The organism is Sporosarcina sp. FSL K6-5500 (assembly GCF_038005665.1).
GTDB classification, from domain to species: Bacteria; Bacillota; Bacilli; order Bacillales_A; family Planococcaceae; genus Sporosarcina; species Sporosarcina psychrophila.
In genome coordinates this window covers 4,425,828-4,452,571 of sequence record NZ_JBBOTP010000001.1, presented here as the reverse complement: position 1 = coordinate 4,452,571, position 26,744 = coordinate 4,425,828, and the positions used below count along the sequence as shown (strand labels likewise).

General features: G+C 41.3%; 28 protein-coding genes and 1 pseudogene. 23 read left to right on the top strand and 6 right to left on the bottom strand.

Annotated elements, in window-relative coordinates; translation table 11 throughout:
- Position 1: 1 nt before the first annotated feature.
- The 9 genes from panC to MKX62_RS21465 all read left to right on the top strand — a co-directional run bounded on the left by panC (position 2) and on the right by MKX62_RS21465 (position 9,294).
- Positions 2–880, top strand: coding sequence for a pantoate--beta-alanine ligase (gene panC, locus MKX62_RS21505; RefSeq protein WP_340742619.1), 879 nt, complete (start codon positions 2–4; stop codon positions 878–880).
- Positions 855–1,235 (top strand): aspartate 1-decarboxylase, encoded by a 381-nt coding sequence (panD, locus tag MKX62_RS21500; protein ID WP_340742311.1) that lies wholly within the window; start codon positions 855–857, stop codon positions 1,233–1,235. The genes panC and panD overlap by 26 nt, the downstream gene beginning before the upstream one ends.
- A gap of 252 nt (positions 1,236–1,487) precedes the next feature.
- Positions 1,488–4,265 carry an ATP-dependent DNA helicase DinG gene (gene dinG, locus MKX62_RS21495; protein WP_340742310.1) on the top strand — a complete coding sequence of 926 codons (2,778 nt, stop codon included), beginning with the start codon at positions 1,488–1,490 and terminating at the stop codon, positions 4,263–4,265.
- A 70-nt stretch (positions 4,266–4,335) separates the two neighbouring features.
- Entirely contained in the window at positions 4,336–4,815 is a 480-nt protein-coding gene (locus MKX62_RS21490; RefSeq protein ID WP_187045116.1) for a cell wall elongation regulator TseB-like domain-containing protein, read from the top strand.
- A 13-nt stretch (positions 4,816–4,828) separates the two neighbouring features.
- Positions 4,829–6,022 carry a pyridoxal phosphate-dependent aminotransferase gene (locus tag MKX62_RS21485; protein WP_340742309.1) on the top strand — a complete coding sequence of 398 codons (1,194 nt, stop codon included), beginning with the start codon at positions 4,829–4,831 and terminating at the stop codon, positions 6,020–6,022.
- Between the two features lie 233 nt (positions 6,023–6,255).
- Positions 6,256–7,551 (top strand): asparagine--tRNA ligase, encoded by a 1,296-nt coding sequence (asnS, locus tag MKX62_RS21480; protein ID WP_067210314.1) that lies wholly within the window; start codon positions 6,256–6,258, stop codon positions 7,549–7,551.
- 28 nt (positions 7,552–7,579) lie between these two features.
- Positions 7,580–8,293: a DnaD domain-containing protein gene (locus MKX62_RS21475; protein ID WP_067210312.1), complete on the top strand. Its 714-nt coding sequence runs from the start codon at positions 7,580–7,582 to the stop codon at positions 8,291–8,293.
- 10 nt (positions 8,294–8,303) lie between these two features.
- Positions 8,304–8,957, top strand: a complete 654-nt coding sequence (gene nth / locus MKX62_RS21470) for an endonuclease III (RefSeq protein WP_067210310.1) — start codon at positions 8,304–8,306, stop codon at positions 8,955–8,957.
- On the top strand, positions 8,947–9,294 hold the full coding sequence (locus tag MKX62_RS21465) for a YpoC family protein (RefSeq protein WP_340742308.1): 348 nt from the start codon (positions 8,947–8,949) through the stop codon (positions 9,292–9,294). The genes nth and MKX62_RS21465 overlap by 11 nt, the downstream gene beginning before the upstream one ends.
- A 55-nt stretch (positions 9,295–9,349) precedes the next feature.
- On the opposite strand, the gene MKX62_RS21460 is transcribed toward MKX62_RS21465, so the two are convergent.
- The 3 genes from MKX62_RS21460 to MKX62_RS21450 all read right to left on the bottom strand — a co-directional run bounded on the left by MKX62_RS21460 (position 9,350) and on the right by MKX62_RS21450 (position 13,845).
- Complete coding sequence (locus MKX62_RS21460) at positions 9,350–11,995, bottom strand: transglycosylase domain-containing protein (protein WP_187045114.1); 2,646 nt, start codon at positions 11,993–11,995, stop codon at positions 9,350–9,352.
- The gene (gene recU / locus MKX62_RS21455) at positions 11,992–12,627 is read right to left on the bottom strand and encodes a Holliday junction resolvase RecU (protein WP_067210303.1); all 636 of its coding nucleotides are present in this window, start codon (positions 12,625–12,627) and stop codon (positions 11,992–11,994) included. Before recU ends, MKX62_RS21460 begins: the two co-directional genes overlap by 4 nt.
- A 369-nt stretch (positions 12,628–12,996) precedes the next feature.
- Positions 12,997–13,845 carry a DegV family protein gene (locus MKX62_RS21450; RefSeq protein WP_067210300.1) on the bottom strand — a complete coding sequence of 283 codons (849 nt, stop codon included), beginning with the start codon at positions 13,843–13,845 and terminating at the stop codon, positions 12,997–12,999.
- 825 nt (positions 13,846–14,670) lie between these two features.
- Here MKX62_RS21450 and MKX62_RS21445 point away from each other — a divergent pair.
- Both MKX62_RS21445 and MKX62_RS21440 read left to right on the top strand, forming a co-directional pair.
- Positions 14,671–15,042, top strand: a complete 372-nt coding sequence (locus tag MKX62_RS21445) for a YppE family protein (RefSeq protein WP_067210295.1) — start codon at positions 14,671–14,673, stop codon at positions 15,040–15,042.
- Positions 15,039–17,312 carry a DEAD/DEAH box helicase gene (locus MKX62_RS21440; protein WP_340742307.1) on the top strand — a complete coding sequence of 758 codons (2,274 nt, stop codon included), beginning with the start codon at positions 15,039–15,041 and terminating at the stop codon, positions 17,310–17,312. The genes MKX62_RS21445 and MKX62_RS21440 overlap by 4 nt, the downstream gene beginning before the upstream one ends.
- Before the next feature lie 32 nt (positions 17,313–17,344).
- Here MKX62_RS21440 and MKX62_RS21435 read toward each other — a convergent pair whose 3' ends face one another.
- The 3 genes from MKX62_RS21435 to MKX62_RS21425 form a co-directional block, all read right to left on the bottom strand.
- The gene (locus MKX62_RS21435; RefSeq protein ID WP_340742306.1) at positions 17,345–19,174 is read right to left on the bottom strand and encodes a recombinase family protein; all 1,830 of its coding nucleotides are present in this window, start codon (positions 19,172–19,174) and stop codon (positions 17,345–17,347) included.
- A gap of 87 nt (positions 19,175–19,261) precedes the next feature.
- Positions 19,262–19,840, bottom strand: a complete 579-nt coding sequence (locus tag MKX62_RS21430) for an ImmA/IrrE family metallo-endopeptidase (protein WP_340742305.1) — start codon at positions 19,838–19,840, stop codon at positions 19,262–19,264.
- Between the two features lie 23 nt (positions 19,841–19,863).
- Positions 19,864–20,508 carry a helix-turn-helix domain-containing protein gene (locus MKX62_RS21425; protein ID WP_340742304.1) on the bottom strand — a complete coding sequence of 215 codons (645 nt, stop codon included), beginning with the start codon at positions 20,506–20,508 and terminating at the stop codon, positions 19,864–19,866.
- A gap of 158 nt (positions 20,509–20,666) precedes the next feature.
- Between MKX62_RS21425 and MKX62_RS21420 the strand changes: the two genes are divergently transcribed.
- From MKX62_RS21420 to MKX62_RS21365, 12 genes and pseudogenes are all read left to right on the top strand, one after another.
- Positions 20,667–20,891: a helix-turn-helix transcriptional regulator gene (locus tag MKX62_RS21420; protein ID WP_340742303.1), complete on the top strand. Its 225-nt coding sequence runs from the start codon at positions 20,667–20,669 to the stop codon at positions 20,889–20,891.
- A gap of 11 nt (positions 20,892–20,902) precedes the next feature.
- Positions 20,903–21,079, top strand: a complete 177-nt coding sequence (locus MKX62_RS21415) for a hypothetical protein (protein ID WP_340742302.1) — start codon at positions 20,903–20,905, stop codon at positions 21,077–21,079.
- 120 nt (positions 21,080–21,199) lie between these two features.
- Positions 21,200–21,502, top strand: coding sequence for a helix-turn-helix domain-containing protein (locus tag MKX62_RS21410; RefSeq protein WP_340742301.1), 303 nt, complete (start codon positions 21,200–21,202; stop codon positions 21,500–21,502).
- 6 nt (positions 21,503–21,508) lie between these two features.
- Positions 21,509–21,643 (top strand): hypothetical protein, encoded by a 135-nt coding sequence (locus tag MKX62_RS21405; protein WP_340742300.1) that lies wholly within the window; start codon positions 21,509–21,511, stop codon positions 21,641–21,643.
- A 113-nt stretch (positions 21,644–21,756) separates the two neighbouring features.
- Entirely contained in the window at positions 21,757–22,038 is a 282-nt protein-coding gene (locus MKX62_RS21400) for a hypothetical protein (protein WP_340742299.1), read from the top strand.
- A 6-nt stretch (positions 22,039–22,044) separates the two neighbouring features.
- Positions 22,045–22,347, top strand: a complete 303-nt coding sequence (locus MKX62_RS21395; protein WP_340742298.1) for a hypothetical protein — start codon at positions 22,045–22,047, stop codon at positions 22,345–22,347.
- 10 nt (positions 22,348–22,357) lie between these two features.
- Positions 22,358–22,621, top strand: a pseudogene (locus MKX62_RS21390) (ORF6C domain-containing protein); the annotation flags it as partial.
- A gap of 68 nt (positions 22,622–22,689) precedes the next feature.
- Positions 22,690–23,472 carry a hypothetical protein gene (locus MKX62_RS21385; protein ID WP_340742297.1) on the top strand — a complete coding sequence of 261 codons (783 nt, stop codon included), beginning with the start codon at positions 22,690–22,692 and terminating at the stop codon, positions 23,470–23,472.
- The gene (locus MKX62_RS21380) at positions 23,469–24,728 is read left to right on the top strand and encodes a replicative DNA helicase (RefSeq protein WP_340742296.1); all 1,260 of its coding nucleotides are present in this window, start codon (positions 23,469–23,471) and stop codon (positions 24,726–24,728) included. Before MKX62_RS21385 ends, MKX62_RS21380 begins: the two co-directional genes overlap by 4 nt.
- Positions 24,697–25,128: a hypothetical protein gene (locus MKX62_RS21375; RefSeq protein WP_340742295.1), complete on the top strand. Its 432-nt coding sequence runs from the start codon at positions 24,697–24,699 to the stop codon at positions 25,126–25,128. Before MKX62_RS21380 ends, MKX62_RS21375 begins: the two co-directional genes overlap by 32 nt.
- Positions 25,129–25,160: 32 nt before the next feature.
- Entirely contained in the window at positions 25,161–25,319 is a 159-nt protein-coding gene (locus MKX62_RS21370; RefSeq protein ID WP_340742294.1) for a hypothetical protein, read from the top strand.
- Positions 25,320–25,746: 427 nt separating this feature from the next.
- Positions 25,747–26,724, top strand: a complete 978-nt coding sequence (locus MKX62_RS21365; RefSeq protein WP_340742293.1) for a DNA cytosine methyltransferase — start codon at positions 25,747–25,749, stop codon at positions 26,722–26,724.
- The last annotated feature ends 20 nt before the right edge of the window (positions 26,725–26,744 follow it).

The window sequence follows — 26,744 nt, the reverse complement described above, 5'->3', positions numbered from 1 at the left end:
AATGGCGGTCGTTCACTCGATTGAGACCCTGCAAGGTATGATTGATCGTAATAAACGCGAGGGTCGTACAGTAGGATTCGTGCCAACGATGGGGTTTTTACACGAAGGTCACTTGACGCTTGTGAAGCATGCAAGAGAGCACAATGATATCGTTGTCATGAGTATTTTTGTCAATCCAGCACAGTTTGGCCCTGGAGAAGATTTTGAAGCCTATCCTCGTGATGTAGAACGTGATGAAAGTCTGGCTAAAGAGGGAGGGGTCGACATTTTGTTCATGCCGACTTCAGAAGAAATGTACCCGCAAGACGGCGGTGTTCGCATCTTGCCGGGACCTCAGTCAAAAGTTCTATGCGGAGCATCCCGTCCCGGTCATTTCGACGGCGTTCTGAAAGTTGTCTTGAAACTTTTTAATATTGTTGACCCGGACCGTTCATATTTTGGTATGAAAGACGCGCAGCAACTGGCGATTATTGAGACGTTTGTTCGTGATTATAACTTGAGAACGTCAATTGAACGGGTTCCTATTGTACGCGAGAAAGATGGCCTTGCGAAAAGTTCTAGGAATGTCAATCTTACTCAGATGGAACGTGCAGAGGCACCAATTATCCAGCAAGCACTTAAAAAGGGTGTATTGTTGTTTAATGAAGGTGTTTCGATCAATGAAATTGAACGGGAAATCACAGCTTATATTACGGAAAATAGTTCGGGCATAATGGATTATGTTTCGCTGCTGTCTTACCCGGAACTTACAGAATACGATGATTCGTCAGACGAGGCGATTCTTGCATGCGCTGTGAAATTCGGAAGAACAAGGTTAATAGATAATACTATTATGTCAACAAAGGATGGTTATCATGTTCAGAATGATGATGAACAGTAAATTACACCGAGCAACTGTAACAGAGGCTGATTTAAACTATGTCGGGAGCATTACGATTGACGCTGATCTCCTCGACGCAGCAGGTATGTTGCCAAATGAGAAAGTACATGTAGTTAACAACAATAATGGTTCACGCTTTGAAACGTATATCATTGCAGGGGAACGCGGGAGCGGTGTTATTTGCGTCAACGGTGCGGCTGCACGACTAGTGCAGCGTGGCGATATCGTTATCATCCTATCTTACGTCTATGTGACGGATGAAGAAGCGCGTACGCATGAACCGACCGTTCTTATCATGGATGAAAAAAACCGAGTGAAAGAAGTTATTCGCGAAAAACAAGGTATGACTATCTAATTAAAGAGGGCTCATTTTGAATCGGTACGCATGATTCCGAATGAGCCTTTTATATTTCTTGTCAATTTGTATATATTGAAATAAAGTACTTCATTGAATTTGCCACCGCTCTCGGCTGACCCTTATAAGGTGTCTTGGTTCAGTTGATTGAAGTATTCATTTGTTCAACATATATATGGGCTTAGTACCGACTCGAAAGCCAGAATGTGATACAATCTGCAGTAGTATGTTAAACAGGAAGTTGATGATTGAATGCACAACAAAACGTATGCAGTCGTCGATCTTGAAACAACCGGCCATTCACCGGCTAAAGGGGATCGGATGATTCAAATCGCGATTGTGTTTATAAAAGATGGAATAATTGGGGAGAAGTATGTCCGTTTTGTAAATCCAGGACAAAAAATCCCAGCTTTCATCCGTCAATTGACGGCTATTTCCGATGAAGACGTGAAAGACGCACCGTTTTTTGATGAAATTGCGGCAGAAGTTGCCACCCTTTTGGAAGGGACGGTATTTATAGCACATAATACTGACTTCGACTTGTCTTTCCTCCAAAGTGAGTTTGCGAGATGCGGTGTTGGTAAGTGGGCAGGGAAGAAAATCGACACGGTTGAACTTTCTAAAATCTTAATCCCATCCGCTCCAAGTTACAGGTTACAAGATATTACTGAAGAGCTTGGGATACCGCTGGGGTCGGCCCATCGCGCTGATGATGATGCAGAGGCGACTGCAAAGCTGTTTCTTATTTGCATGGCTAAATTGCATACATTACCAGAGGATACGCTGAATCTTCTGCACCGTAGATCGTTTCGATTGAAATCCGATCTTTCGACCCTTTTCTACGAAGCGTTAAAAATGGCGCGGATGAAAAAAGTAAACCCGGATTATTCATTTTTCCGGGGAATCCCTTATCGGAATATGTCCATTGCAAGGGATAATCACTTTGATCATCCTGTGTACCCAATTGACAATCAGGAGAAAACTGCTCAATTGAAAAAAGCTTATCCTGATTTTGAGCGAAGGGAATCGCAATTTGGATTTATGGATACAGTTTGGCATGCATTGTCTGGACAATCAGAAATTATTGCAGAAGTGCCGACTGGAATCGGAAAAACCATGGCTTATCTCTTACCAGCAGCAATTCATTCAATAGCGATTGGGAAACCAGTGGTTATCAGTACATACACCAATCATCTTGCTGATAAAATATTGGACGAAGAACTAGGTAAAGCCAGACTAATACTTGGATTTGATGTGACTGCGACCGTATTGAAAGGTAGAGAACAATACATTTCACTTGGTAAATTCGAGGAACTGCTACGAATTGCTGATGAGTCGTACGATGAAACGTTTGCCATCATGCAAACGCTTGTCTGGCTTACGGAAACTGTGTCAGGTGATTTGGAAGAACTGAATGTATCGGGTGGAGGCCAGCTGTTTGTAGACCGAATTCGAAAGCGGTCCAATGTGCTTGCAAAAGATGAACAAGTTGCTGATTATCATTACAGGTTGCTGGAAAGATGCGGACATTCAAATTTAATCATTACAAACCATTCCATGCTCCTTTCTGATATGAATAGAGAGAAAAAGATTTTCAGCTCACTCGCTGGACTCATTGTCGATGAGGCCCATCAATTTGTTCAAGCGGCAACATTTATGAATGAAACCGTATTTTCCTACACGAATTGGAAGTATGTAATGGGACAAATAACGTCTGATGCGACGGGACAACTGTTGCATCAGGTTGATAGGCTTAATACTCAATTCGGAACAAATCAATCTCGCAGTAGAGCTCAGTTGGATTCTGCATTCATGAAATTTTTGACATTGTTCGATTATGCGGTAGGCATCTTGACTACATTTAACCCTGCAAAGCGCAAGAAGCAACAGGGCAACAGAATCATTTATTCGTTAGCTGAACTGAACTATGGTAGAAACGATTTTTTAAAAGTTGCTGAAGCGATGTCAGACTACATTCATCAAGCTGAATTGTTCACAAGTGGCTTAGCAATTCATCTTGACAATATGACCAAGAATGAACAGGCACTACTTTCGGAATGGGATTTTTGGGTCCGTGAAATGACCATCAAAGCGGGAGAATGGGTTGAAGTCTTTGTAGATGAAAATTTAGATGATTTTACAGTTTGGATGGAAAAAGATATGCGCAGTATTCCGGGGAGTCTAACTGTTATCAAACGTTCACTAGATGGATCTGGGCTGATTCGTGCGCTCATTGACAGGCTGAAGGATGAACAAACCGGCATTGTGTGGACATCTGGAACACTTGCGATTCCGGAAAATGAGCGTTTCATTGCAAGACAGCTGGGTATCACTGATTCTATACCACTCTTAACATTTGATGCGCCTGCTCATTTCTATGAAGGTGCGGAAGTATTCATTGTTAATGATATGCCTGATATTCAGCAAGTCAGTCAATCAGATTATATCGAAGCCGTTACAGATGCGGTCGTTCAGACTGTCTTGGCCACGGGCGGAAGGCTCTTTGTCTTGTTCACTTCACAAGATATGCTCAGAAAAACCTATGATCTAATATCGGAAAGTCAGCAGTTAGAGGATTATACGTTGTTTGCACAAGGAATTAGTTCAGGTAGTCGGATCCGATTATTGAAGTCTTTCAGGCAGTTTACTAATTCCGTTCTATTTGGAACGAACAGCTTTTGGGAAGGTGTTGACGTACCTGGGGATGCGTTGGCTGCCGTTATCGTCGTCAGGCTACCGTTTTCATCCCCAGAAGAGCCAGTTTACAAGGCGAAGGCAGCTAAGCTGACGGCTTCTGGGCTGAATCCATTCACTGAGCATGCATTACCAGAAGCGGTTATGCGATTACGGCAAGGTTTCGGCAGACTCATTCGTTCATCTTCAGATAAGGGCTTTTTCATTATTTTGGATAGGCGGATTGAAACAAAGTCGTATGGCCCGCGTTTCTTGGAGGCATTTCCAAATGTACCTGTGAAAAAAGTGTCACTCGAACATATGGTTAATGAACTCGAAAATTGCTATAATGAATAGGTATCTTAAAGGAAGCGAGTCATAATGATTCGAAAAAAACATTTTTACGACGTACAGGACGTGAAGATTTATGCTGAATTGGATTAAATTCATCGTCGTCTTCCTTATAATGTTAACTTCGGTCATCACCGTCATGGTTTTAGTTAATGCCGAAAAACCTTTTTCGGCGGCTAAAAAGGCAGCAATCGAATCCGCGGTTCAATCGGGACAACTCGCATCAGTAAGTTCTGCTGATGTTTTCAATGGTACAATTCCGACTGTAACGGTATTCGGTGTGGACGCGGATGGCAAAGAAAAAGCGGTCTTCGTTGATGAAAACTCAAAAGATGGTTTTAAAGAAGTGAAGTTGACGGATGGGATTTCGGCAGAAAAGGCTGTTGCAAACGTCAAAAAGGAACTGGATGTAAAAAAAGTTCTTCATGTAAAGCTTGGCCAAGAGGAAGAGGGCCCAGTTTGGGAAGTCGCATTTAAAAGTGATAACGGAAAACTTAATTACGTTTATGTGTTTTTCGAGAACGGTCAATGGTGGAAACGAATATTGAATCTCTAAGGGAGCGATACAATTGACGAAATCATTAGCATCCAGGGTGAATACTCTTTCGCCATCAACGACGCTTGCCATAACGGCAAAAGCGAAAGAAATGAAGGAATCAGGTATAGATGTAATTGGTCTTGGAGCGGGAGAGCCTGATTATAATACACCTGCTAACATTATTGAAGCGGCGTATACATCGATGAAAGAAGGCAAGACGAAATATACGCCTGCCGGTGGTCTGCCTGCTCTAAAAGATGCCATCATTCAAAAGCTACAAAAAGACCAGGGATTAGACTATTCTAGAAAAGAAATCATGATTGGGATTGGTGCAAAGCATGTACTATATACTTTGTTCCAAGTTATTCTCAATCCGGACGATGAAGTAATCATTCCATCGCCTTATTGGGTCAGTTATCCAGAACAAGTGAAGTTAGCAGGAGGAGTTCCTGTACATATCGAAGGGACTGCGGCAGCACAATTTAAAGTGACGGCCCAGCAAATCCGTGACGCGGTTACATCTAAAACAAAAGCAGTCATCATCAACTCGCCGGGAAATCCGACAGGCATGATTTACTCAAAAGAAGAATTACAGCAAATTGCCGATGTTTGTCAAGACAAAGACATCTGGATCATTTCGGATGAAATTTATGAAAAACTTGTATATGATGGGGCAAAACATGTTTCCATTGCCCAGCTCTCCGATGACGCGAAAAAAAGGACACTGCTTATTAATGGCGTATCCAAATCACATTCAATGACTGGCTGGCGGATTGGTTATATAGCGGGTGATGCAGAAGTTGTTAATGCGATGACAGATCTTGCAAGTCACTCGACGTCAAATCCGACGACAACTTCCCAGTATGCGACAATCGAAGCCTATAACGGGCCGCAAGATGCAGTTGAAACGATGCGTAAAGCTTTTGAGTCTCGTTTGGAACAGGTCTATCCGCAACTATCGGCTATTCCTGGGTTTAACGTTATTAAGCCGCAAGGCGCTTTCTATCTTCTTCCGGATGTATCAGAAGCAGTTAAGAAAACAGGGTTTGCGAATGTGGATGATTTCGCAGCAGCATTATTGACGACAGCAAATGTCGCTGTAATCCCTGGATCTGGTTTTGGTTCTCCGGATACTATTAGGTTGTCTTATGCAACATCAATCGAATTACTTGAAGAAGCAATTCGACGTATTCATGCATTTGTAGAAGCAAATTGGAAAGAATAAGAAAAGCACAAATGCCTTGGTAGATCCGACAAGCGCTGGAGGGCCTTAAAACTTAAGGCCTGAAGCGACAGTAGTAGGCATCTTAGGATCGCGACATCCTGTCGCAACAGCTACATAACCCACGTCCTGTGGGCCAAGGGGCTGGACGCTGGAGTCTGGACACTACTCCAGTTGAAAAACTTATACTTTCATGTCTTTTAAAAAATAGAGAAGTTTAACTTTCGGAGGTTATTATGAAAACAATCATGATACATGAAATGCCAAACCACGCTGGTGAAACAGTTCGTATCGGTGGATGGCTTGCCAATAAACGCTCTAGCGGAAAAATTGCTTTCCTACAGCTACGTGACGGTTCGGGATTCGTCCAAGGAGTCGTAGTTAAAGAAGTTGTCGGCGAAGATATTTTTGCAAAAGCAAAATCAATGACACAAGAAAGCTCTCTTTATATTACAGCAGAAGTAACTGTAGATGAGCGTTCTACATTTGGTTATGAACTACAAGTGAAAGAAATTGAAGTTATTCATGAAGCAGTCGATTATCCAATCACACCGAAAGAACATGGAACTGAGTTTTTGATGGACCACCGTCATCTATGGCTCCGGTCTCGTAAACAGCATGCTGTTATGAAAATCCGCGACGAAGTAATTCGTGCAACGTATGAGTTTTTCCATATGAACGGATTTGTTAAAGTAGATCCTCCCATTTTGACAGGTTCTTCACCAGAAGGGACATCTGAACTGTTCAAAACAAAATATTTTGATGAGGACGCATTTCTTTCACAATCAGGTCAGCTCTACATGGAAGCTGCGGCTATGGCACTTGGAAAAGTGTTCTCATTTGGGCCGACATTCCGTGCAGAAAAATCAAAAACACGCCGTCATTTGATTGAGTTTTGGATGATTGAACCTGAAATGGCTTTCGTTGAGTTTGAAGAAAGCTTGGTTGTACAGGAGCAGTATGTGACGCATGTTATTCAATCAGTGCTACAAAACTGTCCAATTGAACTAGAAAGACTTGATCGTGATTTGTCTAAGCTTGAAAAAATTCAAGCGCCATTCCCACGTATTTCATACGATGATGCCATCAAATTCCTGAATGATAACGGCTTTGATGACATTAAATGGGGAGAAGATTTTGGAGCGCCGCACGAAACAGCGATTGCTGAAAGTTATGATATGCCAGTATTCATCACACATTACCCAATCGGCATCAAGCCGTTCTACATGCAACCACATCCTGACCGAGACGACGTTGTCTTGTGTGCGGATTTGATAGCTCCTGAAGGTTACGGAGAAATCATCGGTGGTTCTGAACGAGTTCATGACTATGAGCTGATGAAACAACGAATTAAAGAGCATAACCTAGATGAGTCTGCTTATGAATGGTACTTGGACCTTAGTAAATATGGGGCAGTACCGCATTCAGGATTTGGGCTCGGACTTGAACGTACTGTCGCTTGGATTTCCGGTGTAGAACACGTACGTGAAACGATTCCGTTCCCACGTCTATTGAACAGATTGTATCCTTAATACCTAAATAGAAGAGAGGAGTTCGGACATGCAACACGAAGAACGGCTCCGAATTTGGATTGAGCAGGGGAATGTAAACATTTCCCAGCTCTTTTTTCACAATTATAAAAGTCTCGGGATCAAAGATTTGGACGCAATGCTAATCATGCATATGACAGCATATAAATCCGAGGGCAATCATTTCCCAACTCCTAACGAGTTTGCAAGTCGTATGGATTTAACGGAAAATGAAGTATCCATGGTTTTACAACGTTTAATGCAACACGGTTTACTCCGAATTGGTCAAAGTGAAGATCAAAAAGGGGTTTTACATGAAACTTTTTCTTTGCAGCCATTGTGGGATCGATTAGTCGATCAGATTGCATTCGCAACGAATGAGGCTGAGGAAGAGACCCATAAGAATGCGGAAGGAGAAATTTTTTCGCTGTTTGAACAAGAGTTTGGACGCTTTCTGTCACCAATGGAGTGCGAATCAATCACGATGTGGCTGGATGACGATGGACATACAGTCGAAATTATCCGTGCAGCATTAAAAGAAGCTGTCATAGCACAAAAATTAAGTCTCCGGTATATCGATCGGATTCTTTTTGAGTGGAAAAAGAAAAATGTTAAGACATTGTCTGATGTTGAACGTCAAACAAAGTCATTCCGGACCGTAGGAACACGTCCGTCACAGCAGCCAGAAAAAACTGTTTCGGTAAAACGTGTTCCTTTCTATAACTGGCTGGAAGAACGGGATTAGGTGGGAGTACATGCTGACAAAAAAACAATGGGAATTTTGCCTTGAACAATTTGGCGAAATGTTCCCAGATGCACATTGTGAACTGGTGCATGACAATCCTTTTGAATTGACAATAGCAACGCTGCTATCTGCCCAATGTACGGATGTTCTCGTGAATCGGGTGACGGCGGAGCTGTTTAAAAAATATAAAACACCTGAAGATTATCTAGCGGTTGATGTCGAGGAACTACAAACGGATATCAGGTCGATTGGATTATTCCGCAATAAGGCGAAAAATATTCAAGCCCTAAGTCAAATGCTTATTGATAATTTTGATGGGGAAGTACCGGCTAATCGTGACGTTATGATGACGTTACCAGGCGTTGGCCGAAAAACGGCGAATGTTGTCGTATCGAATGCATTTGGCATACCTGCTATTGCTATCGATACACATCTAGAGCGTGTAGCGAAGCGACTTGGTATGAACAGGTGGAAAGATTCAGTACTAGCTGTTGAAGAAAAAATCATGCGCTGGACACCAATGGAAAAATGGACAGATACGCATCATCAAATCATTTTTTTCGGAAGGTATCATTGTAAAGCGCAAAATCCCGGATGTAATGTTTGTCCACTCCTGCCGTTATGCAGGGAAGGGAAGAAGAGGATGAAAGCAAATGCCAAATGAAGTAAATCGTATAAGTAAGGAGCTACTGGCACCTTATTTTGATCAATGGGAAACAGTACGGGATCAAATTGAAGCTTTTTATGACCAAAAAGATCATCAAGCAGTTGAGTTGATGAATGTGGCGATTGACAATTATAGTGAATTACTTGAACAAGGTGGGAAAGTGTTAGATGACCGTATAGGAAAGGTTGTTTATACGTTACTTCCACTGAATGGCATAGAGCGTTTCGAATTTGTGAAAGATAAAATAACGAGCCATTACGCTCATGTTCAACTGGATGCTCTATTTACAGAAACCAAAAAGAAAGTTGCCAGATTGGCGATACAAAAGAAATAAAAAAGCAGAAAGCGAAATGCTGATTAGGCATTTCGCTTTCTGCTTTTTAGTTTAGTTACGGGGAACCAGTACCGTCATCAGTAGTGGTTCCATCAGTCCCGGTTCCTGGTTCTGGTGGAACCGGGGTGCCGGTCCCATCATCGGGGGGCGTACCCTCGTTACCGCCATTACCATTGTTGCCGTTATTACCGTTATTACCGTTGTTGTCATTGTTACCGTTATTGCCGTTGTTCCAGTCGTTACCGTTATTGCCATTGTTCCAGTCTTCACCATCTGGGTTTTCAGTATCAATTTCTTCATCAGGTACTGGGACTTCTTCGGTAACCTCTTCAATCTGAACGGTCGTAGTAGCTGGACTACTAACTAAGTCGTCGAGTTTAGCAACGACGGAGAACGTATATTTCCGACCAGCTTCGGCTCCTGAGAATGTAACTGACGTGTCTGTTGTCGTTGTCATTTCTTGCATATCGCTACCATCCACACCCACTAATACGGTGAACTCTACATTGCCTATGATAGCTTCCGAAACTGGAGCATTATGGGACCAGTTTAAATCAATAGAACTCGTTTCTTCATTATATTGAGCAGCCAAACTATTTGGTGCTTCAAGTTCGATAATTTCTTCTTCAGCAACTTCTACGGGCGCAGTTCCTCTGACGAATAGTTCTGTACGCTTCCTATTGCTAGGTGTCGTCCGACTTGCTAAAACAAGTGGATTTGAACCGTATTCAATCGTCGCTTCCTCCACAGAGTCAGGTTTTTGGAACCGTGATGTATTTTTCCCAGCAGAAATGTCACTCATGACCATGCGAAACAGATTTTGAGGGACATACCTGCCTTTATCGAATGTAGTGATAGGTGTTGCATATTTCTCGTAACCACCCCATACGGCAATTGTGTAATCTGTCGTATAGCCAGCAAACCATGAATCGGGAACGTCTGAATTTTTCAAGCCGTTCTTTGTTATGATTTCAGATGGATAGTTTGTTGTCCCGGTTTTACCGGCAATATCCAGACCTGAAATAGCTGCTTTGGTTCCTGTTCCGGCTGTTAATACTTCACGTAAAATGTCCGTTACCATATATGCAGTCGAATCTTTCATGACTGTTTCTGATTTTGGTGTCATGTTAGGTGCTTTTTTTCCATCTCTAAAAATAATTTCCTTGATGGCATACGGTTTTGTGTAATTCCCACCGTTACCAAAGGCTGAATAGGCTCCTGCCATTTGAAGTGTAGAAAAATCATATTCTCCGCCGCCAAGTGCATTGGAAGAATTCAATTTATCAAACGGAAGTCCGAGCCCTTTCGCAAAAGCGCCTGCCTTTGCAGTTCCGACCTCTTCAAACACTTTTACTGCAGGAATGTTGCGGGATTTGTATAATGCTTCTCGAATTGTCATGGTCCCTTGATATTTACCGTCGACGTTCCGAATGGCTTTATCTGTCCCTTTATAGTTGTAAGGTTCATCTACGACCGTATTTCCTGTTGACCAGCTAAGGTTTTCGATGGCTGGGCCGTAAGAGAGAATCGGTTTAATCACCGATCCGGGTTGACGTTTTTGGTCTGTAGCAAAGTTCCAGTCCGTTCCAGAATAATTACGCCCTCCACCGACTGCAACGATTGCACCCGTTTTGGTATCAAGAACGGTCATTCCGGCTTGCATTTTTTCGGATTCATATAAATCGTTCGTATTTAATGCATTCTCCACAGATTGCTGAGCTGCAGGATCCAAATTCGTTTGAATTTTTACGCCTTCAGCAAGCAAGTGTGACATACCCGCTTCTTCCAATTCAGAGAGCACAAGATCGACATAAGCTGGGTATTTTGTGTTGCTAACCTGTCTTTTGTCGTCAGCCAGTAATGTTCCTGTGACTGGCATCGCCTGTGCTGCTTCCATTTCGACTTTAGTAATTTTTTTATGCTGGTACATTAGCCCAAGTACGATATTGCGTCGTTTTTTAGCACGAGCCGGGTTTTTATAAGGATTGTATCCGTTTGGACTTTGTGGAAGTCCTGCTAACATAGCGACTTCGTGTAGTTCAAGTTCATTCAGATTTTTACCATAAAAGTATTTTGAAGCTGTTCCAAATCCGTAGTTATTTCCGGACATCAGAATCTTATTAAAGTACATTTCAAAGATTTCTTCTTTTTCATACTTACGTTCAAGCTGGAAAGCGAGCCATGCTTCTTGTGCCTTCCTTTTTAACGTTTTCTCTTCTGACAGGAATGAGTTCTTAATGACCTGTTGGGTAAGTGTGCTCGCTCCTTGAGAACCGAAACCACTTCTAAAGTTCGCGATGACTGCACCACCAAGCCTCCAAAAATCCATCCCGTGGTGGGAATAGAAACGGACGTCTTCCGTTGCAAGTATTGCATCTTGCATCGGGTCCGGGATTTCAGCGTAGGGAACGAACTCCCTTTTTTCAGCGCCCGATTTCATGAAGACATCACCGTGGATATCAAGTAAATCAGATGATAAGGGGTCTTTTAAAAGGTTTTCGTCGAGATCAGGTGCAGAACTTGCATAAAAAGCGAATAAGCCCGCGCCGCCAACTAGTATGGCAACTCCGATGGCGACGATTGCCAGAACTATCTTCTTAATGATGCCTTTTCCCTTATTCGTCTTTTTACTTTTTTTCTTTGCGCGTTCTGCCTCAATGTTTTTCCGGCGTCCAGCTCTTGAATTTATATTATCGCTCATACATCTTCCTGCCTTTCAGTTGCATTGTTTGATGTCGTTGTCATAATAGACACCGCTTTTAAATAATCGAGCCTTGGATTGAAACGTGGTAGAATCTCCAAGGACATGGTCTCAAACTCTATAAGTGTGATCGATTTTCTTCCACCTTTTTTCATTCTTTCCCAATATTTCTCAAAATTATCATAAGGGACGATAAAATAGCGGTCAAGCGAAGTGAATTTGACAATGAAAAAAACAACTCCACCTTGCTTTGACACAGATTGCATATGTTCCACTTGATGGTCATGAATATTTTGCAATGGAAAAGATGTCGCACTCTTGGTTTCTTTTGCTTCGAAATCAATATAGTTCCCTTGCCATACTCCGTTAAAGTCAGTTGTAGACGGTGTCCTAAAATAGGCTTCGGTTATGACAGCGGCACTTCGCTCCGGATAATTCACGTTTACGACTTGGATTGGAACGGGTTTCTTATGGATGACAGCAATGCCGCGACTTAAATAGAACTCATTCGTTTCATTCAATTCATCTTCCAATGACTTCCCTCGGTTACTGAATGAAAGATCGACTTTTTTTTGATGGCCTATCTTCTGAATGGGTATATATTTCTTGCCGTTCGGATAGCGTATTGTCATAGGTATCACCTCGCATCTCACTATCATACCATATCAATTGGACGGATTAGTGCTCGGAAAGTTGCAATCTAATGTCCAGATATTGAACAAGCTTAAACCTATTCAATAAATCGGAAATAATTATTTATCATATAGGGCGTAAAAAATGTGGCGATATAGATAATGAAGGCTACTAATTAGGACAGCCGATAAGAGTAGAAAGGGGAGTGGATACAAGAAAGGGAACAAGGTATGTGAATAAAATGTAACGATAAAGCTGTTATATCATAGAAGAATGGACATCCAATTACAATCCAAAATAAGCCGATTGCCGACTAGTACAAGGCAGTCAGCTTATTATTTTCGTAAACATAAACTAGTTCCTACATTTTAATACCTCACCCAGCTTAGCCCAGTAGTACCTTCACCTGCATGTACGCCCACACAGACGCTGAGGGGGAGAACTTGTACTTTCAAGTTTGGGAATTCCTGCAATAGCTCTTCTTTCCAACTTTCAGCATTCATTACATTGTTACAGTGGATCACTGCGATTTCTGGGATGCTGCTATTTTCCATGTCGCTGCGCAGTAAATCTGTCACATTTATTTTAGCTCGTTTATTGGCACGAACTTTTTCTTTCATCACTGGTTTTCCATCTTCAAACGAGATGACCACTTTAATATTTAGCAAATTACTTAGAAATGCTTGTGTTCCAGAGACACGACCGCTTTTATGGAGCTGATTTAGATTAGCAGGTATGAAGGATAACTTGGAATTTTCCGTCATTTTTTTGATGGCTGCAACGACTTCTTTAATGTCATGTCCCTGTTCTAGTAGTTCATTGCCAATTTCAATCATTTTGATCATCGGATAGGAGCCGATTTTCGAGTCAATTGGATAGACCTTGAAGTCTACCATTTGTGCAGCTGTTTGCGAGCTATCAAATGTGCCGGATAGGCCGCTAGACACATGCAAGGCAATTGCGCAATCATAGCCTTGCTCCTGTAGTTTTTCATAAAGGGCAACCATTTCACCAATAGCGGGTTGGGATGTTTTGGGGGGATTTTTGGCAACACGTAATTTGTCGTAAAACTCTTCCTGTGTCATATCGACTGTTTCTTTAAAAACAACATCAGCAAATACGATACTCAATGGTAATATATGTACGTTATGTTTTCGTATAAAAGATTCGTCTAGTTGTGCAGCTGTATCAGTAATCCAAGCGATTTTCGTAGCCATTAACAAAGTTCTCCCTTAATGATGCATATTTTAACGTTGAAACAAGCTATCTATTATCGTTAATGTACCTTACACGTTAAAGGAGCACTAGTATTAGTTGTCATATAGAGAAGAAGTTTTAATTTCTGTGACATAATTTGAACATAATTATGATGTACACTTGTATCAAAGACGTTATTCTGCTGGGGAAAAGTGGAGATTACATTTAGTCCTGTTGAAAATTAACTATATAGATTGAGCTAAATGATTCCATTCAATAACGCTTCGGCGCTTCAGGGATGCCTTCCGCGATAAACTAAGGCACTGAAAAAGTACGATTTCCTTCAATCCCGTTGATTTCCGTTCCGAGCGGACGCTTTCCGCGGGCACGGCTTCAGCCAATCGAACAGCAGAGGGTTCGATTGGCCGTATTTCTGCGTTCTTTGCAGAAATTAAGGCATTCTTGCCCCGTGCTCCCAACGCTAGCGCTTTTGCTCGCAAGAGCCGTTCTTCGTAACGGCTCTTCCTGCGGGGTCTTCAGCTCGCGCTGTTCCCGCTGGAGTCGCCGCTCTTCACTACAATCAACTAGTTCTTACTATAAAAAAGAACTTTTTCAGTGCCCTCCCATAAGCCTGACAAGCTTCGTTGCCAGTCTTATGGTTCCAGCTGCCCCCTTGTAAGGCGCCTGCGCTCAGTTCATATGACGTATTCAATACTTCAACCTAAATAGCACTTTATCTAGTAATGAAGGATTAGTAATACCAAGGAATATACGTTCCTATGAATTTGGTGCATCTCGGTCATATCTGTTAAAATAAAAGAAACGTCCGGAAAGGGTGTATCATTATGAATCTACAACAAAAAACTGAAGCGCTACTTGCTGTTTGTAAGGAATGCTTCGAGCGCCATGCGCAGATGAGAGAACTCGATCGGGAACCCGACTTTTTCATAGAAGTAAAACCATATGCAGATCAATATCATACGTTGCTTGATGAATGGACAGAGGAAGTATCTGAATTCATCAAGACAGCCAAGCCGAAATATGTTCATCCAATTCAAATTGAAACACTGACTGACTCTATGAAGCAATTCATCGTCCAGTCATTTTATCAAAAGACAGGTAAAAAACGTTTTATCTTATCGATTAATTCAGCTGAATATACGTTAAAAACAATTTTGGACGCACTACGTCTTGAACAAGAAGGCGATGTACGATGATAAAGAAGAAAGCGGTTCACGAAGTGTTAGAAAAACTGCGCACTGACGCCTCTTTTTCCGCTAACGTCATCCATACTAAAACGATTGCTGAGAAAGAAGCAATCTACGCCGAATTTCCGGGAAAACTCCATCCATCGATTATTAAAGCACTTGCATCCAAAGGAATTGATAAATTATATAGCCATCAAAGAGAAGCCTTCGACCTGGCATCATCCGGAAATTCTATTACCGCCGTTACACCGACAGCTTCCGGAAAATCCCTTTGCTATCATTTACCTGTTATGCAAAGTATCCTCGAAGATGATACATCGAGAGCCATTTATTTGTTTCCAACAAAAGCACTGGCCCAAGATCAGCTGGCGGACCTCCATGAGCTGATTGAAGCGAGTGGGGAAACCATCCTCAGTTATACATACGACGGGGATACTGCACCTGGCTTGCGTTCTAAGGTTAGAAAGTCGGGTCATATCGTGCTGACAAATCCCGATATGCTGCATTCAGGTATCTTGCCACATCATACAAAATGGGTGTCGTTATTCGAGAACTTAAAATACATCATCATCGATGAATTGCATACGTACAAAGGTGTTTTCGGCAGTCATGTCGCACATGTGCTGCGAAGGTTGAAACGAATCTGCAACTATTATGGCAGTGATCCAGTGTTCATCTGCACATCTGCGACAATTGCAAATCCGCAAGAACTAGCGGAGTCGTTGATAAATGAGGACGTTCAAGTAATCATCAAAAATGGAGCACCCGCCGGAAAGAAACATTTTGTCTTCTATAATCCACCGGTCGTTCATCCAACGTTTGGTATTCGAAGAAGTGCTGTACTTGAAGTGCGAGATATCGCCGCGCTTTTATACCGGGAAGGCATCCAAACGATTATCTTTGCAAAAAGCCGAGTACGAGTTGAAATGCTTGTCACGTATATGAAAGCATTGACGAAAAAGAAACTGTTCGATGAAACAGTAATGGGCTATAGGGGAGGTTACCTACCTTCAGAACGCCGGAAAATTGAAAAAGGGCTTCGGGATGGAGCTATCCGTACGGTTGTTAGTACGAATGCACTTGAACTTGGCATTGATATCGGGCAACTACAAGCGTGTATTATGACGGGTTACCCGGGAAATATTGCGAGTGCATTTCAACAGGCAGGGCGTGCGGGAAGACGGCAAGATGAGGCGCTCATTATTTACGTCGCCCAATCCCTGGCTCTCGATCAATATATTATTGAACACCCTGATTATCTTCTTGGCCAATCACCGGAAGAAGCACGGATTCATCCGGATAATATGTTTATCTTAATGGATCATCTTAAATGTGCTTCATTTGAGCTGCCATTTTCTTCGACAGAAACATATGGTGAATTTGACGTACAAGAATTACTCGCGTTCCTTGAAAGCGAAGGAGTTTTGATAAAGACTACAGACAAATGGCATTGGATGACAGACAGTTTTCCAGCAAGTGAAGTGAGTCTTCGCTCTGCAACACAGGAAAACGTCATCATTATTGATAAAACGTATCCAAAAGAAACGAAGGTCATAGGGGAGATGGATCGTTTTAGTGCGATGACGCTCCTCCATGAAGAAGCAATTTATATCCATCAAGGAACCCAGTTCCAAGTTGAGCAATTGGATTGGGATGAAAAGAAAGCCTATGTCACAGAAGTCGATGTCGATTACTTCACGGATGCCAATCTTGCAGTGGAACTAAAAGTGATGAATGAAGATATCGCTGAACAGTTCGGAGATAACAAGGCCGCTTATGGTGATATCGCTGTACTTGCAATCCCGACGATTTTCAAGAAAATAAAGTTACATGGAAAACATGATAATATAGGTTCGGGTCCAATATCGTTACCACCCATGGAAATGCACACATCTTCGACCTGGTATGCATTCGATGTACCAAAGGGTTGGACGGAGTCAGGGCTGACAGACGCTATGACAGGCGCTGCTTATGCTATTCAATCATTCGTTCCACTCTTTGTACGTTGCGATAAAACTGATATTCATGTTGTGCCTCAAGTGAAAGCAGTCCATTCTGGCAAACCGACATTTTTCATTTACGACAGCTATCCAGGAGGAATCGGATTAAGTGAAAGTATTTTCGCTCGCTGGGACGACCTGTTACGCCAAGCAACTGATCATGTAACTGCTTGTCGATGTGAATCAGGATGTCCGGTTTGTATAGGAGCTCAAGAAGCAGGGATGGGCATGAAGCAAGATGTCAGTTTGTTGCTTCGAACTCTAGCAATGGAAAATTAAATCTACGAAGAGGGCAGGAGTAAGTAGTAAACTTAATCCTTCAAACCCTCTTCATCAATTAATTTATAAATCATCTTTCGGTTGATACCTGTATTCTCTTCCATCTGCCTGCCACTGATTCCCGGATTATTCACCAATTCTTTTTTTATTAATTCTATTCTTGTTTCGCGCAGTTCTGGACTGAGTTTATTTGGTTTAAGATGTTTGAATGGACCGAAGCGTTCTTGGTCTATCTTTAGTGTAGTCGGTTGACTGCCTACTGCCTTTCCAAGGGCTTCTAGTGATATGCCACGGTTCTTGTTCATATATTTTTGCGCCTGTTTGTGTCGTGCCGTGGACCGCTCTATCAATTCACGTTCTGTCATTTCTTCTATGGATTCAATTGCTACTTTTATATCAACTTTAACTTTTTGAGGTAAGTAGGCATGCAAAATTAGCAAGTTTTTTTCTGCGTCCATTGTAGCGGAAGGAAATAAGCTACCAATCAATCTTTGTTGATCCGATTCATCAAGTAACTGCTCGAATCGATTTGCAACGCTTAAAAATTCTGCGATCGTATCATAGTTAATTTGGTTATTTTTAATCAGTTCATATTTCCGTTTTCGTTCTGTTAAATCATTTCTTATCAATGCGAGTTGTGCATCCAGTTGTGCACGACTTTCATCCAGTTTCTCTTTTGGCCATTTGCCGTCCAAATATAAATCGAGAAGACGGTCTACCTTTTCTTGGGTAGATTGTTCTTGTTTTGCAAGTCGCTTGACGTCTTTGTCTAGCGCTATTAATTCGTTCTCATCAAAATCCGAGTCGATGTGTTTATGAGCTGTTTCTTTATCCATTAATATATCTTTGACGGCCTTTATTATGCGGTGTTTAATTCTTTTGTCATTAACGTAAGGTTTGGCCACGCAGTTGTCATGGCTGGTCTCAGCTGTGTGAGAAATGACGAACATAGGATAACGTTGATTCTCTTTTTTTCCATACGTAAAATTCTTTTTGACGCTGACTACTTTGCCGCAACTTGCACAAAGGATTTCGGTATCCCGTAGGAAATGGGGTTCGGCGGATTTGCGTATATACCTTTTCCGAAGTTCTTTTTGTATTCGATCATAAGTTTCCTCTGTTCTTAATTTTGGATAAACATCCGGCCTCGTAATCGTTTCAGTTTTAAATTTCTTTTCCAAAACGCCGTGATAAGATTTCCGTTTTAATTTAGCTAGCACCTGTTGGCTCGTCCACTTTTTACCTTCGATTGTCTTACAATGCTTATTTAACTCATTGGCAATTTTTGTGATTCCCCAATTTTTATCTAAATATAAGTCATCGATAAAAGGGATTAACCAAGATCGTTCTTCGTTCACTTCCAACACACCGGTTTCGGGGTAGTATGTATACTCTTCTGGTTGTCGGCCCCACACATTTCCTTCGCGCGTGTATTGACGTTTTCCTCTTATCATTTTTCTCAATAGATCTCTGCGTGACCTTCGCGCAAATAAGTTTTTTAAATCGGAAATAAACTCATCGTCTTCATTAGACAAATCAGTAATGCTACCAGGCTCGGCAATCTTTACGTTATTGTCCCGTAATATATCCTTTAAGTATTCCCACTTGATTGTATCCAGGCGAGATAGACGGTCCTGCTCGATACACAGCACTACATCCACCAATCCATCTTCGACAAAATCAAGCATTGCTTCCAAGCCGTCTTTGTCTAACTTCGTTCCACTGTCCACATCTCTAAATACATCAACGATTTCCCAACCCTGTGCATCTGCATAACGCGTCAATTCTAATTTCTGTGCACTCAGACTGTACCGATCTTCTTGTAGCTTGGTAGACACACGTATGTAGATTGCTACTCTCATGAAATTCACTCCTTTCACGTTGTTAAAACGTATGTTCGTTTATTAATTAAAAGAAAAGCCCGGGTTAGGGGACTGTACTAAAATACCTCACTCAAACAACTCAAACGTTCCTAACATGCCCCAATACGACACAAACGCATCAACCTTGCGATTAAATATCAATTCCAACCGATACTGCGCAAATTCTTCAGTGACGAGAAAGTAATCTGCGATATCAGATATGACAACAGCTTCATCATAAGCAGCTTCATAAACAGTTTTTATAAATCTATTTGGCATTAATAAGTAGGCAGCCATTCTTTTTGCTTGGTTTTCAAGTTTACCTATTTGGTGTTTATCCATAAAAACTTGTGATTTTTGATGTGCGTAGATATGACAAAATTCCTCTGTAAGCAGCAACTTTTTTTCGACAGCATTCAAATTTTCTTTGATAAAAATCGTACCACGACGGTCTGTTGTGCTGGGAAAAGAAACTGCTTTCAGTTGGTCATCTGTGTTTTCGACATATCCGTCCATGAACGGATGGTCCAGTGGAAGAATTCGAATACCGTAGCGCCAACAGATGTCAGAGATATTGATTTCGTCGGGAAACTCGTAGTGAAAGTGTGAGAGGACTTTTTCGGCCCGCTCTTCCCAATAGTCTGTTTGGGTTTTTATTTGTAGCATGAAGTCACGGCCCTCAATAGATTTTAATCCTTTAACTCTCCAAATCCATCACCATAATCCGAAGTATCTTCTTCTAGTAGCATCTTTTTCATTTCATAAAGTTTCAACAACTCTTTAATTTTGCGTTCCGGATCCGTAGCGAGATCATGAAAAAGGGCAGGGTGTCTTTTCAATTCCTCGAAAAGTTTTAGTTCTTCTATAGAGAGGTTAATATCTTGGCCAGCTACGGTTACTATATTTATCTGAAGATTTTTTTCGAATTCCTGATTGAGTTTCATTAAATCTTTCCATTCTTTAATGGGCTCTAATTCGAAATTGTAGGAACTCTTATGAAAATAACTCGAAAGAAGTCTATATTCCGCTTTTTCACTCTCGGTCAGAGCCCTGTTCATAAGTTCCAACTTTTGTCTTCTTTCAACCATTTCCATCATAGTTTTCAAAAAATGGTTATTTAGCATTCCATTTCGATCGTCAATTCTTCCCAGCAAGTAATCAGTAGTAACCTCAAAAAAATCGGCCATTATTTGAAGTGTATCAAAATCCGGTTGCCTCGTACCTTGCTCATACGCACCGTAAGTGGCACGGGCGACGCCGATTTTTTCTGCTACATCAGTTTGGAGAAGTTTCTTTTCTTTTCTTAAACTGATCAGTCTTTTATTGAACTCCACGATTCGCCACTCCTTCTATTCGTTACTCTTATTTTAACTCTACAAAAAGAAGAATAAAGATAATTCTTCAAAAAGAAGAATATTAGTTGACATGCTACAATATGTAGTTTATATTTAATTTAGAGCCAAGCTACGAAACGAAGAATGGAGGTGGCGACGTGAGGAAGTGGTTGAAAGAGATTCGTGAAAATGAGGGTCTCACACAAGAACAAATTGCGGAACGGTCTGGCATAGCCAGAGCAACTTACGGACATATCGAATCCGGAGAGCGAGGCGCTACAGTTGCTAATGCGAAGAAGATTTCTGCGGCGCTTGGTTTTCATTGGACTCTTTTTTTTGAAGATGAAAACCACGATTTGAAGAATGAGAAAGAAGTCGGATAGGAGGTGCAACCATGATTACACGTGAATTGGTCGAAATGAATGCTAACTTGCCGGTTAAACTGGCAGAGCTGTCAAAGGACGAGCCACAAACCGCACTTGAAATACTTCAAGCATGGGGCGATGGCACAAAACCTTTACGAGTGCTTTGGAAAGAAGTGTCGGACGCATTAGAATTACTCAGTGCATAAATGTGATTTGCAATCATTTAATCTTCCTTCTATTAAACATTTTACTAGATTAATAAAAAAATACTGTTCAAATCTTGAACTTGTTCAGAACTTGAACATTCAATGGGGTGGAAGAAAACTATGAATTTCGGGTCGTTTCTAATTACATCGCGAAAAGCGGTTAATTTGACGCAAGAGCAAATCGCTCCGCTGGTGAATATCTCAAGAAGTACTATCTCTAAATTGGAAAGGGATGAAATGACGCTCAAGGCAGAGGACTTAATCAGATGGCTTCAGGTGGTTCAATCGAAGACTCGGATGTCCAGCAATACAACACCTCTCGAAGCTGGGATCTCGTTGATACACGGCGTCGATATAGTGGCGTTGTCCCAAATGTTAACGAATTTGGTTGGAGGGGTTATTTATTTTATGGGAGGACGGTGATTACCAATGAAAATAAACGTGAAAGAATGGCTAGCAATGGATGTTAGCAAGCGTTTTTATTCAATAGCAATAGCTGCACGCAAAAATGACGTTAGTCTAAAAAGACATAAAAAAGGCCTACAAGCACTGGCATGCGAGTAAGCGGCTAAGAAATTATTCAGTAGATATATTGTCTCTGTTTTCGACTTAAAAGTCAAGTAAAGGAAGGCGCTTTACTCTTGATGGAATCGATAAAAAGAAAAGAGGTGATTGATATGGCAATCACACGCAACGAAAAATTAATACCGATGTTTGATGAAAAAGAAATCGAATGGACAAGTCAAAGCGGTTTGTGGAAAATCATCGGGAAAGTAAAACCGGATGTGAATGATCCTAGTTTCCCGTTTCGAAGCATCAATATTTACAAGCATCATAGCGATAGTAAAAAGCTTGTTTTGTATCCCATTGGACTTGGGAAGAATCGTGAAAAAATGCCGGCCTATGTTTTACAAAAATATAATGAAATCCACGATGAAATTCGAGGCAGGAAAGGATGAAGCAGTATGAATCAAATTATGAAAGCTTCGGACATCAAAGAATTAACCGATTTAGGTAAATTGGAATTCGAAAAGAACGTACTTGAAGGGCCGTTGTTTAAAAAAGTAGTTACTTCAATTGAAGAAGCAGCATTGAATGGTCACTCGGGATGGAGTATTGACAACGTTCCCTTCGAAGATATTCGAGGACTGAAAATAATCCAAACGGCATTACAAGAGGCAGGCTATGAGTGCGAAATTAATATGAATAATGAATTTAATTTTTTCGGAATGAAGCTTACAACTCGTCAATTCAAAGTTAGCTGGTGAAAGGGAGGTCGAAAGGATGTCCTACAATCAATCTTTGTTAGAACGCGGGGAACAAATTAGGTTGCAAAAGGCGATTGGTCAAAGGGTATATGTGATTGAAAACAAAGCGGTTTTAAGACCTGAATTGTTTAGTGCGATTCATAGGGACATTAAAGATCATTTTGGTGTAGAGTCCTATAAGTTTCTGCGGAGGGATGAATTACAATCCACAATTCACTTTATTGAATCGTGGAAACCAAACAAAAAAGCCACTCAGCAAAGTGGCCCTGTTTAAATAAAATATTTGTTTAATTATACCACATTTCTATCTAAAAATGGAAGTGATAGAAAGGGGCATTGATTGTGGATTTTCATACTGAAATAAGAAAGGTTCTTGCTCAATTAAGTGGTCACGACCGTATAGTTACGATACCAAAAACATACATCGAAATCACCGGGAATTTGGCAGAGTCCATTTTATTAAATCAGATCGTTTTTTATTCGGACAAGTCTAAAAGAAAAGATGGTTTTTTCTATAAGTCGTATAAGGAGTGGGAAGAAGAAACTTGCTTGACTGAAAGGCAGGTTAGGTATGCGACTAAAAAGTTGAAAGATAAGGGGCTTATTGAGACTAAGCTCCTAAAAGCGAACGGATCACCGACTGTCCACTACAAATTACACTCTGACAAACTTGTCAAATGGATAATGACAAATTGTGAGAATGGTAGCTTACAAAATGTCAGTAACGTTCCTAACATTTTGTCAGAAACATTAACAGAAGATGTTTCATATGACTCTACAGAAGATAAAGAGAGCATTGTTCATCAAGATGAACTTTTTGAGGAATGGTGGAACTTCTACGGTAATAAAAAAGGAAAAGTCAACTGCCTTGCAAAGTACAAAAGATTATTAAAAAAATATCAGCATGAATTGATAATGGCTGGAACTGAGAAGTACATGTTGCATCGGAAACAACTGTTGGCGAGAGGTGAGTTTCTTCCACAACAGAAGAATCCGCTGACATTCCTAAACGGCGAGAACTTTAACGATGAATACGAAACACCGAGACATGATGGGGCTTCAGCGATACAAGGGACACCACGAAAAGAATTCTCGTTGGACATTGGAAAGGGTGAAGACGAATGATTGCAGAAAAAGCTGTTCTCGGTTCGATGCTGAAAGAAAATTACTTGGTATCAGAATCGAATCTAAGCGTTGAACAATTCGGGGATTCGACAAACCGGAACATCTTCCGGGCGATGACAGAACTTCGAAAAGCAAACAAAGCCGTGGACATCATAACTCTACTAACCTCCAACGACCCAATAGATTTAGGGGGAGCGAATTATCTAAGCGACCTATCAAATTATTCGCAAGTTGAAAAGTTTGATAGCCATGTAGGTGCAATGCTCGAAGTTTGGAGAAATCGCGAAAAGAAAAACATATTACAGTTGGCAGCAATGGAAGATTGGGACATCGATCGTGTCACCAGTGAGTTAGCTGCATTGACTGATAATCGTGTAAGTGACCACTCTGATATTGAAACTTTACTCGTTGACGTATATGAAACTCCATTTATTAAAAGTGAGATTAAGAGCGGAGCACCATCCGGATTGGTCAAGCTGGATACGATGATGAATGGTTTCCAAGACGGAGAATTAACAGTGTTAGCAGGACGCCCAAGTATGGGGAAATCAGATGTAATGCTGCACATTGCCAAATCGTCCGGTTGGCAAGGTTATCTACCCATTATTTTCTCACTTGAAATGCCGGATAAGAGTTTACGAGACCGATTGATTGCTTCAACGGGCCGTTTCTCACGGATCAGAATGCGCGATCCATACACGATGCTGACGGATACGCAAAAATCGAAATGGTCCCAAGCAATCGGCCATCTGAGTAACACGAAAATCCAAATATTCGATAGACCTGGACAAACCATTTCAGAAATGAGAATGAAGACTAGAAAGATGATGAACCAGCACAAAGGGTTGAAGCCGATTATTATAATCGATTACCTAACACTGATTCGTTCGGTAGAAAAAGAGAGTAATAATCATTTACGGATCTCAGAGATTACTAAAAGTCTGAAAGGTATGGCGAGAGAGTTTGAATGTCCTGTTATCGTGCTTGCTCAGTTAAGTCGTGCAGTCGAACAGCGACAGGATAAAAGGCCACTCATGTCTGACTTACGTGAGTCAGGAAGCATCGAAGAAGATGCCGATGTCATCGTTTTCCTTTATAGGGATTCGTATTACACGAAAGAAGAAGCTGATAATGTTCTTGAGTTGATTGTCGCAAAGAATCGAAATGGTCCAGTGGGCACTGTTCTTACTGCATACAACAAATTCACCGGGGAGGTGCTGAATCTTGAAGCAGACAGTAAAAGAACTGCTGTTTGATGCAGTGAAATGGGACGAGCCTTATCTTGCTCATGCTGTTTACTACGCGGTACAACAAAATTTTGTGACGCTGGAAGACCTAGCAAACAAGATCCCTTATGAAAAGTTAGACCATCAAATTGTTATGAAGATGAGGGATGACAACGTGCTGTCTATGAGCAATGTAAAGCTTTTCACTGTCCCTATGGGTTCTCGCAAGTTCGCATTCTATTTAGCAGAAAAAGAGGATGATGCACGGGCAGAACATCATAAAGTTCATGGCGTCATTCCTTATCAAATAATAAATATGACTGAAAAAATGGATACATCGGTTTACTGCGAAGAAACGAAAAAGATTGAGTCTTTTCGCGAAATGAAGCAAAACGTATTACATTTTCCTTATTTTGCAGGTTGTATGTAAAACAAAAATAGAGGACGAGGAGGGACTTAACAATGGAGCGATTAGCAAGTATGTCAATTGATAACTTGTTTTCACGCATCGAAGGCTACGGGGCACTGTATATCCAAACGGGAGATGAACGGTTTCACTCCTATGTGCGGGAAGCGAAAGAAGAAATATCACGTAGGGTGAAGGCGAGGGAATCAAAATGATAATGGACATCGCGCTTCTGACATTTGCTGTTGCGGGATTATTATCCGGTATTAAGATTATCGAGTTGCAGAACCGGATTAATCGTTTGGAAAAGAAATGATGGAGTAGACGTAAAAGGAGTATTGAGAAGGAAATTATGTAGTTGGCTTACCTTACGTAAAGTCTATCATTTAACTAATCAGCCTGAACCAATGCAAGTTCACATTGGTTGGTGCGTTTACCATATCACCCCCTACCGAAGAGTAGTTTTCCGATTTCAATCACTATTTCTAGTAGTCGGAAAACGTCTTCTTTGCAGATTTTTTTGAATCTCATAATACCACCTCCTTTTCTGAGAGAGAGAGAGGTGACGCTTTCAGTATATGTGGATGGCGGTGAGAGTAGCACAGTATAGACACTTTACGTATAGGAAGGATGATGTTATAAATGCCGCTAAAGTTGTTGTCGCTTTATGGTGGCATAGGCGCGGATATCAAAGCAGCTAAACGCCGAGGCGTAAAAGTGAAAACGATAGATTACGTGGAATGGGCAGCAAATCGGGTGAAGGCATATAACGCAATGAATCCTTTCCGTTATGAAACACAAGATGTTCGTACATGGGATTTAAAGCCAGACATTTTAGTTCACGGTAGCCCGTGCCAAGACAATTCGGCCGCAAACCACAATGATGACGAAGGGCGTTCGGAATTACTGCTTGAAACGATACGGATCATTAAAGAAATGGGTGAATGGCGACCTAAATTCGTTATTTGGGAAAACGTGAAAGGGGCGTTATTCAAAAAGAAGCGGCCGATCTTTGACGAATACCTAACCGCAATGACAACCCTTGGATATACCAACAATTTCAATGTAGAAAACGCAATGAATTACGGTCTACCTCAAACAAGAGAACGAGTCTTTTGTGTATCGGTTTTGGGCGATGAAACGTTCGACTTCAACAAGCTGAAGAAACAGCCGCTACGTCCAATGAGTGAATTTCGGCAACCGGAAAGCGAAATCGAAGACATAGAAAAATATGTGGTGAAAATACCATCTATGTTGAATCGTTTAGAAGATTTAGCGACCGCGGAAGAAATTGAAAGCAACAAATCGAAATTTCGTTATGTGAAAACAATTGTCGATGTCTGCAATACGATTACCGAGCGACCGGATCGTTGTCCTGCTGCTGGAGTATTCAAAATGGATGATGGCAGATATCGATATCCAACTGAAAGAGAATGGTGGCGCTTGATGGATTTTGATGATGAGGATTTCGATTTGATGTTGGGTGTATTTCCAATCAAACCGAACAATCGAAGCGCCACGCTTTATGCGCTTGCTGGTAACAGCATTGCTGTATGTGTGCTTGAAGCGATATTCGAGGTTATTCTTTCTGGTGATTATGCAACAAGCTTTCACTACTGACGACGCAGGGCAGTTGCAAC